This window comes from Salinibacter sp., from assembly GCF_042218895.1.
In the GTDB taxonomy this organism is placed as follows: domain Bacteria; phylum Bacteroidota; class Rhodothermia; order Rhodothermales; family Salinibacteraceae; genus Salinibacter.
This window is the reverse complement of sequence record NZ_JBDGQQ010000029.1, coordinates 23766-32016: the sequence shown is the minus strand read 5'-3', so window position 1 is coordinate 32016 and position 8251 is coordinate 23766. Positions and strand designations below refer to the sequence as shown.

Genomic DNA, 8251 nt, shown 5'->3' with positions numbered 1-8251 from the left:
GAGCAGCCCACTGGAGCCACGGCTCTCGACGTGACGACGGACGTGTGGCTCACGCCGCACCGGTCGGTGGGCCTCCACGTGCAGTACGAGAACACCGCCCGCAACGGCCGCCTCCGCGCCGTCCTGCCGACTGGAACCACCACCCGCACCGCCCAGGCCGACGGGCACTTCCGCCTCGCCGAGCGGACGAAGCCGGAGGTGCTCACGCCCGAAGACGCGCCGGAGCGGCACAGCGGCTACCCCGGGGAGCTCAGTTATCCAACGCAGCACCAGGGCGACTTCGTGATTGTCGAGGGCGACGAGCACCGCACCTGGATCGCCAACCGCGGCTTGCCCGAATACGAGTTGCTGAATCCCGAGGACGATACGCACGTGGCCGTCACGCTGCACCGGGCCGTCGGGATGCTGTCGGTGGAGGGCGGGCGGATCCGGGACTGTCAGGCCGGGCCCTCCATTCCCACGCCCGGTGCGCAGTGCCTCCGCGAGATGGAGGCGCACCTGGCCTTCGGGACTGGGCCGGTCGCGCGGACCGAAGCTGCTCGCCACGGCCGCACCTTCGCCCATCCCGCTTGGGCACGCGAGATGCCGCACCTCCCGTACGTTGAGGGCGACGCCAAGCATCCCCGCCGTCGCAGTCTGTTGCACCTCGACAACCCCGCCGTCGAATTGTCCGCATTTCGGCCCGCCGACGAAGACGACACCTGCGTCCTCCGCCTCGTCAACCGAAGTGAGGAGACCCAGGGCGTGACCGTCACGCTCGATTTTCCGACCGAAAAGTGGTGCCCCACCGACTTCCACGAAACGTGGGACGATTCAGAGGCCCGATCCCTGACCGACGACCAGCTTCTCCTCACGCTCGACCCTCACCAGATCCGGACCGTGCTTCTCCGATAGTTTGATTCCCGGTCCGCTTCACGCATCACGTCCTCACGCCTCACGCATGAAAATCACCGGCACCTTTCTCGACGAGATCACCCACGACATCCCGTCCCAGAACTGGGGGCCGGACGAGTGGCGGCGCGACTTCGACGCGATGCAGCAGGTAGGCATCGACACCGTCATCCTCATCCGGGCCGGGTACCGCAACCGCGCCACCTTCGACTCGGACGTGCTGAACGGGCATCGCGACATGCTCCCCGCCTACACGGACCTCGTCGATCTTTTCCTGACGGAGGCGGGGATGCGGGACATGAACTTCTTCTTCGGGACCTACGACGCGGGGACGTTCTGGGATGAGGGTGACTACCGCACCGAAGTGGCGATCAATAAGAACTTCTGCGCCGAGGTCGTCGACCGCTACGGCGACCGGGACGCCTTTGCCGGGTGGTACATCAGCCACGAGATCAACGCCTACGACGAGGACCAGATGGTCGTCTACGAAGAGCTGGCCGACCATCTCCGCGGGCTCAAGGACGTCCCCATTCTCATGTCGCCCTACATCAGAGGGCCCAAGCAGTTTGGCGAGGAGGCCCTGGGCTTAGCCGAGCACGTGGCCACCTGGGAGCAGGTGTTCGCGCGCATCCAGGACCACGTCGACATCGTGGCGTTCCAGGACGGCAACGTCGCACTCACCGATCTGCCCCGTTACCTGGAGGCGAATCGTAAGCTGGCAGCCCGGTATGGCCTCACGAGCTGGAGCAACGTCGAGACCTTCGACCGCGACGTGCACATCCAGTTTCCGCCCATTGACTTCCGCAAGCTCCGCTACAAGATCGAGCAGGCCACCGCGGCGAACGTGGACAAGCTCATCACCTTCGAGTTTTCGCACTTTCTGAGCCCGAATGCGGACCACCCGGCAGCGAGGCGGCTGCACCAGAGGTATCGGGAGTGGATCGAGGGGTGACCTAGATTCTACGGGTCGTATTGCGTATTTCGGATTCCGTATTGCGTTCGGAGGGAGATCACGAGATACGCAATACGCACCACGCAATACGAAACCACGACAACTTTGCAGCTTCATGCTTCCAACGTTTGATCTCGTTTCACCCTCCCCGGACCGCCGAACCACCCTTGCCCGCTACCGGCAGCGCTACGAGACGGAGCTCTTCGAGCGCGTGATCCCGTTCTGGGAAACCCACTCCCCAGACCCCGAGCACGAGGGCTACGTCAACTGTCTGGACCGCGACGGGACGGTCTACGACACCACCAAGTACAGCTGGCTACAGGGACGGCAGGCCTGGATCTTCAGCACGCTGTACCGGGAGGTTGAGCCCCGCGACGAATGGCTCGACATTGCGGAACGCGGCGTCGCGTTCCTGCGCGAGCACGCCCTCCGGCCCAACGGGCAGGTCTTCTTCTCCCTCACCCGCGACGGGCAGCCCATCTACCAGCAGCGGAAAATTTTCTCCGAGTGCTTCTACGTCATGGGCCTGGCCGGGGTCGCCCACGCCGCCGACCGGCCGGACCTGCTGGACGAGGCAAAATCGATGCTGGAGCAGATCTGGGCATGGGCGTACGACTGGTCGGAGGTGGGACGCCCCGTCCACGAGGGCCAGCCGGAGGCCCAGCGACTCGCCGTCCCGATGATTCTGCTCAACCTCATCGAGGTGGTGGCGGGGGACGATGCGGAGGCGTACTCCGTGGAAATCGACGAGTGCATCGAACGCATCCGGCGCCACGTCGACCCCGACGCAGGGCTCGTCCGGGAAAACGTGCGGCCAGACGGGACGCCGCTAGAGGGAAGCGAGGGCCGCCTCCTCAATCCCGGCCACGCCATCGAAGCGGGGTGGTTCTTGCAGCACTGGGCCCAGCGCCTAGACCGGCCCAGCCTGCAGAAACTCGCCGCGGATGTCGTGCGATGGTCATTTGAGACCGGATGGGACGACGAGCACGGCGGGCTCTTCTATTTTCTCGACGCCGAGGGGGAGCCGCCCACGAAGCTCGAGTGGTTCATGAAATTGTGGTGGCCGCACACCGAGGCCCTCTACGCGCACCTCCTCAATTACGCCCTCACGGGCCGGGAGGAGGACTGGGTTGCCTTCGAACAGGTCCACGACTACGCATTCGAGCACTTTCCCGACCCGGACCACGGGGGGTGGTTCGGCTACCTCGACCGGGAAGGACGGCGGACCCACGAGTGCAAGGGGGCGCCGTACAAGGGCTGCTTCCACGTGCCGCGGGGGCTCTGGCTCTGCTGGCAACTACTGAGCGTCTTGGAGGATGCGTAGCGCGGCCCTCTCTGTTCCATGGCGATGGCTGGGGAGCGCAGTCCGGCATGGAAGCAAGAAGCGACGGGATCGCCGGACAGCAGAGCAGAAACGCCTTGTGTTGTGCCTGAACTGGACGCTGGAAGCGGTCTCAGCCTCACGTTGGAAGCGGTTTCATCGGCATTGGTCCTTGCGGAGGGCCAAGCAAACGCCTTCCTTCACAAGCCTGGAGCAAATTCAAGGTCCCAAGGAAACAGCCCTTCCTAGGAAATTTCGCCTGCGCTGAGAGAGTGCTCCAGGCCTCGCACCTTTTTTCCCATACGCACCTTCACGTCCCATGCTCGTCGAGGTGGTCGATGATTACGAAGCAATGAGCGACCGGGCTACCGAGGTCGTCACCGAACAAATTCGCAAAAAGCCCGATAGCGTCATCGGCTTTGCCACCGGCGGCACGCCGAAGGGCCTCTACAATCGCCTCATTGACGCCCATGAGAATCGAGGCCTCGACTTCTCGAAGGTCACGACGTTCAATCTCGACGAGTACGTGGGCCTGCCCCCCGAGCACGAGCAGAGCTACGCCCACTACATGTGGTCAAACCTCTTCGACCACGTGAACGTCAATCCCGGCCGCGTGCACATTCCCCAGGGCATGGCCAACGACATTGACGAGCACTGCCAGTGGTACGAGCGTCGCATCGAGGAGGCTGGGGGCATCGACCTCCAAATTTTGGGCATCGGGGCCAACGGGCACATCGCGTTCAACGAGCCGGGCTCCTCGCTTGGGTCTCGCACCCGCATCAAAACCCTCACCACCAAAACCGTCGAAGACAACGCCCGCTTCTTCGACGACCCCGAAATGGTGCCGGAGTACGCAATCACGATGGGCGTGGGCACAATCATGGAGGCCAAGACGGTGCTGCTGCTGGCCTCTGGGGAGCGGAAGGCCCAGGCGATGAAGAAAGCCCTGGAAGAACCGCTGACGGCAATGGTGCCGGCCTCGATGGTGCAGATGCACCGGTCCGCTCACGTGATCGTTGACGACGAGGCGGCCTCGCAGTTCGACTATCGGCACCATCACGGCATCGCCGAACCAAAGGACTAGGCGCAGGAGGCTCCTTTCACCTCCAGAACGCTCCATCGCTCCGAATAGAGATCTGTCCCTTCATCGCAGCGCCTCTGTGCCCTCCGGCACTGCTGGCGGCTGCGCTCCCCAGCTTATCCGACGGGCTCCACGACTGGAACCTGGAACGGGTGAGTGGCGAGAGGCTGTGGTGGGAAAACGGGGGCCCGCACGCAGCAGGTTGGACGCAAGCCTCCGAGGGGCCGCGGGTTGATAGCCCAAGGACGAGGTCGTCGGGGGCGGCTCGTCGGCGGGGCGAGGTGGACGTTGCCCAGGGTGGATTCGAACCACCAGCCTCCCGGTCCAGAGCCGGACGCTCTGCCGATTGAGCTACTGGGCAATTGGAACCGCTAGCATGAGCACTGAGATTACGGAAATGATTCTCTCATCCGCCCGGTTCCGAGGAGCCGGGGGGACTTGGTGCTTTGATGGACGATTCACCGTGGGATGCGGCCTCGGGCTCAGGATTTTCTCCGGGATTCGCGTCGATCCACTTCGCCGCCGCGGCCTCGGTATCGCTACGCCCATCCACCTCTGCCAGCTCAACCCCGCGCCACTCCGCAATCTGCTGGATAATTCGGGCCCGAACGTGCCGCTGGAGGGCCTGCGCGTCGTCGGGGGCACAGCCGCGTACGTCTACCGGATTGAGCACCTGTACCCGGATCGGTTCCGGGTCGGGGTCGAACCAGATCGAGTGCTTGGGCAGGGCTTCGTGGGTGCCGTCGATGGCGATGGGCAGTACCGGCACGCCTTCTTTGAGGGCGAGCCGGAAGGCCCCATTGGCAAACCGGTGCACCTGCCCATCCCGCGAGCGTGTGCCCTCAGGGAAGAACATTACGCTGCAGTTCCTTGAGAGGTAGTCGCGGGCCGTCGTAAGGACCTCCGCACGGCTCTTCTTGCTTCGCCGGTCCACCGAGATGTCGCCGCTGAGGCGGAGAAGCCACCCGGCAACCGGCAGGTCAAAGAGCTCCTTCTTGGCCACCCACTTCATCTCCCACGGCACCCGTGCGATAATGGGAGGATCGGCCTGTGAAAAGTGGTTGCCTACGACGATGTACGGGTGTCGGGGGTCTTCGGGGACGGGGCCGTTCAGCTCAATGTCCCAGAACGGATTGACGTAGGTGAAGCACCGCCCCACGATGCGAAGCGTGTACCCGGCGTAGTACAGCGCCGGGTCGCGGTCCAGCAGCCGCGCGACTACCATGACGGGCACCCAGAGCACAATTAGGGCTCCGATGGCGAGCCATACCCAGAGCGACACGAAAACTGAGCGCATGGGATACGCGGACTGGATGAACAGGCGAGGACACTGCAGCCTATGTCCAACGAGGGGCTTTGATTCGGAGGGACCCGGACATCGGACGGGAGAGCCAGGAGCGAGGATGGGGCTTCACTTCGTGCCGTCCCGGTCAGCCGACTTCTCCTGCGGAATCCTCTGCGGGTCGACCGCGTCGGGTTCGCAGGAGGCATGGGTGGGAATCCGATGAATCTAGCCTCGCTCCGCATCGGTCCGCCATGGCCTCCGTACGGAAGACACGTCAACGGTGCTCAAGCCTATGCCCTGCCGCGCTCGTCTGTGACCAGAGAGCCGTCACAGGGTACCCCTGAGCTTTCCTCTCCAGGCCATGTCCGATCCGCCAGACATTCTAAAGTACTTCCACGAGGAGCCGGCACTCTTGGAGCCGGTCACGCCGGATGCCGACCCGGACGCGCGCCGTCGCACAGACCGGTCGGCCCCACCGGAAGATCCGTCGGTTCCGCTCGAGGATTTGCTTGACACGCGCGACGCCTACCGAGGCTACCTGGCTGGCACCAACCACGCCGACGACCAGGTCGGACTCACGGCCCTCCGGTCCCCCGACGTCTACGTGGCCCCGTTGGTGGAGGCCCTTGGGCGCTCGTGGTGGGGACGAGGCACGGCGCAGCACGGCGTCGAGGCCCTCGACCAGGACAGCGTGCGGCGCGTCCTCCGCGCTCCCGCCCGCACAACCGTCCTCGTTACGGCCGGCGCCCCGGTCGACTCGGAACGGATCACTGCGGTGGCGGGTAGGGAACGGCGTCGCACCGTCGAGGCCCTGCGCGCCTTGCTCGACACGGCGCACATTGCGTTCTTCCCCGAGCCGGCCCACGACGGATACGACTGGAGCTTCTTCTCCGCCACCCCGATGCGGGACCGGCTCGTGACTGCCTTCCGCGACCATCCGGCCCCTGCGACCCGCCGGTTCGTCCTTCCGTATCAGAACGCCCGGTCCGAATCCAAGTTCTACTTTGACAGATGGCAGCTGACGGACTCGCCGCTCCCGGACTACATCGAGGAAGTGTGAGTGCCGTCGGCGAGGAGAGCCACGCGCCGCGGATGCGGCGCTGCCTGAACCTTGCCCGTAGGGGCGCCGGGGCAGTGAGCCCCAACCCTATGGTGGGGGCCCTTCTCGTCGGGCCAGACGGCACAGTGCTCGGGGAGGAGGCTCACGAATTCTACGGGGGTCCGCACGCCGAAGCGCGGGTCATCCAGTCTGCAGAGCAGCGGCACGGCCCCGATGTGCTCCAAGACGCCACGCTGTACGTAAACCTCGAACCGTGCAGCCACCACGGCAAGACGCCGCCCTGCACCGACCTCATCATCGAAAAAGACATCCCGCAGGTTGTCGTGGGCACGATCGATCCGTTCCCCTCTGCGCAGGGTCGTGGCATTCGCCAGCTGCGGGAGCACGGAGTGTCAGTAGAGGTGGGCGTGTGCGAGCAGGCCTGCCGCCGGTTCAACGAGGCGTTTTTCCACCACGTCGAAACCGGCCGTCCCCTGGTCACGCTCAAGATCGCGCAGACGCTGGACGGGCGCATCGCCACCCGCACGGGCCACAGCCAGTGGATCACCGGCGAGGCCGCCCGCACACTCGTGCACCGCTGGCGGGCCGAGCTCGACGGCGTGCTCGTGGGCCGCGGCACCGTCGAGAGCGACGACCCACGCCTCACGGTACGCCACGTCGACGGCCCGCAGCCGCTGCGCCTCGTCCTCGACCGCAAGAGCACGCTCCCGCCCGACCGCACGCTCTTCACCGACGCCCATGCCTCCCACACGGTCGCGGTCGTCGGCGAAGACCGCCCCCGCCCCAACTACGCCAACCGGTTGACCGAGGCTGGGGGAACGATTCTGCGCATTCCAGAAACGCCCGACGATCACCTCGACCTCACGGCCCTCCTCCAGCGCCTCGGGACCGACGCGGGCCAGGACGCCGAACCGCTCCAGTCCCTCCTCGTGGAGGCCGGCCCCGGCCTCGCCACGGCGCTCTTCCGGCAGGACCTCGTGGACCGTTTCTTCTGCTTCGTCGCGCCAAAGGTGGTGGGCGAGGGGATCCCTGCGGTGCGCGATCTCGGCATCACCGAGATGGACGACGCCCTCACGTTCGCCGAGCAAGAATGGGAAACAGTAGGGGAGGACGCGCTCCTGCGCGGCTACCGTCGGCCTGTGTAGTCCTCGCACCTGCGGAACCGGGACGATTTACCCGTCGCCCGAATCCTCCCCGTCCCCCTCAACGCCCTTCGTCTCACGTCGGCGTTCACCAGGGACCTCCCCGCCCTACGGGTATGTGCCTGCTCCCCACCATGGACACCACCGCAGAGGATGCGAAAGCGAGGCCCGCTGAGGAAAGAGCCGGACGATCAGAGGAGAGAGCCTCAGGGATCGATGTCTAGCACCGCGCGGGCCTCGTCGGTCTGATCGGCAGCCACCTTCACTTGGACCCCGCTGCGGCCGGCATCGAACATCATGGCGAGGCCGGACTGCTCCTCGTTCGCGAGCACGCAGGGGATGCCCGCGTCCTCGAGCTGGGCCTTGGCGAGTTGGGCCTCGCCTTTCATGTCGTAACGGGCAACGGTGACGAGCGCGTTGGAGGGGTCCTGTGTCACGGGTCTCGGGACGTGATGGGAGAACGTGTATTCGTAGAGTTTGGTTGAATTCGAATAGGGCTCTCGCTACTATGCCTTTCGA

Annotated in this window: 8 protein-coding genes and 1 tRNA gene; 6 read left to right on the top strand and 3 right to left on the bottom strand. The window is 65.2% G+C overall.

What is annotated here, in order from left to right; translation table 11 throughout:
• From ABEL04_RS03235 to nagB, 4 genes are all read left to right on the top strand, one after another.
• Positions 1–894: glycosyl hydrolase-related protein (locus ABEL04_RS03235; protein ID WP_375800946.1), on the top strand; the 894-nt coding region annotated here is incomplete at its 5' end.
• 46 nt (positions 895–940) lie between these two features.
• Positions 941–1843: a DUF4434 domain-containing protein gene (locus ABEL04_RS03230; protein WP_375800945.1), complete on the top strand. Its 903-nt coding sequence runs from the start codon at positions 941–943 to the stop codon at positions 1841–1843.
• Positions 1844–1958: 115 nt separating this feature from the next.
• A complete protein-coding gene (locus tag ABEL04_RS03225) occupies positions 1959–3167 on the top strand; it encodes an AGE family epimerase/isomerase (RefSeq protein ID WP_375800944.1) in 1209 nt (402 codons plus the stop codon).
• A 316-nt stretch (positions 3168–3483) separates the two neighbouring features.
• Positions 3484–4248: a glucosamine-6-phosphate deaminase gene (nagB, locus tag ABEL04_RS03220; protein ID WP_375800943.1), complete on the top strand. Its 765-nt coding sequence runs from the start codon at positions 3484–3486 to the stop codon at positions 4246–4248.
• A gap of 285 nt (positions 4249–4533) precedes the next feature.
• Here the strand turns inward: nagB and ABEL04_RS03215 are convergent.
• Both ABEL04_RS03215 and ABEL04_RS03210 read right to left on the bottom strand, forming a co-directional pair.
• Positions 4534–4606 (bottom strand) — tRNA-Gln (locus ABEL04_RS03215).
• A gap of 45 nt (positions 4607–4651) precedes the next feature.
• Positions 4652–5542, bottom strand: a complete 891-nt coding sequence (locus ABEL04_RS03210; RefSeq protein ID WP_375800942.1) for a lysophospholipid acyltransferase family protein — start codon at positions 5540–5542, stop codon at positions 4652–4654.
• Between the two features lie 349 nt (positions 5543–5891).
• On the opposite strand from ABEL04_RS03210, the gene ABEL04_RS03205 reads away from it, so the two are divergent.
• Positions 5892–6590, top strand: a complete 699-nt coding sequence (locus ABEL04_RS03205; RefSeq protein ID WP_375800941.1) for a hypothetical protein — start codon at positions 5892–5894, stop codon at positions 6588–6590.
• Positions 6587–7735: a bifunctional diaminohydroxyphosphoribosylaminopyrimidine deaminase/5-amino-6-(5-phosphoribosylamino)uracil reductase RibD gene (gene ribD / locus ABEL04_RS03200; RefSeq protein WP_375800940.1), complete on the top strand. Its 1149-nt coding sequence runs from the start codon at positions 6587–6589 to the stop codon at positions 7733–7735. Before ABEL04_RS03205 ends, ribD begins: the two co-directional genes overlap by 4 nt.
• A gap of 203 nt (positions 7736–7938) precedes the next feature.
• On the opposite strand, the gene ABEL04_RS03195 is transcribed toward ribD, so the two are convergent.
• Positions 7939–8169: a putative signal transducing protein gene (locus ABEL04_RS03195; protein WP_375800939.1), complete on the bottom strand. Its 231-nt coding sequence runs from the start codon at positions 8167–8169 to the stop codon at positions 7939–7941.
• Positions 8170–8251 lie beyond the last annotated feature (82 nt).

Coding starts and splice junctions, on each gene's coding strand:
- ABEL04_RS03230 (WP_375800945.1), top strand. CDS start 941: ATGAAAATCACCGGCACCTTTCTCGACGAGATCACCCACGACATCCCG.
- ABEL04_RS03225 (WP_375800944.1), top strand. CDS start 1,959: ATGCTTCCAACGTTTGATCTCGTTTCACCCTCCCCGGACCGCCGAACC.
- nagB (WP_375800943.1), top strand. CDS start 3,484: ATGCTCGTCGAGGTGGTCGATGATTACGAAGCAATGAGCGACCGGGCT.
- ABEL04_RS03210 (WP_375800942.1), bottom strand. CDS start 5,542: ATGCGCTCAGTTTTCGTGTCGCTCTGGGTATGGCTCGCCATCGGAGCC.
- ABEL04_RS03205 (WP_375800941.1), top strand. CDS start 5,892: ATGTCCGATCCGCCAGACATTCTAAAGTACTTCCACGAGGAGCCGGCA.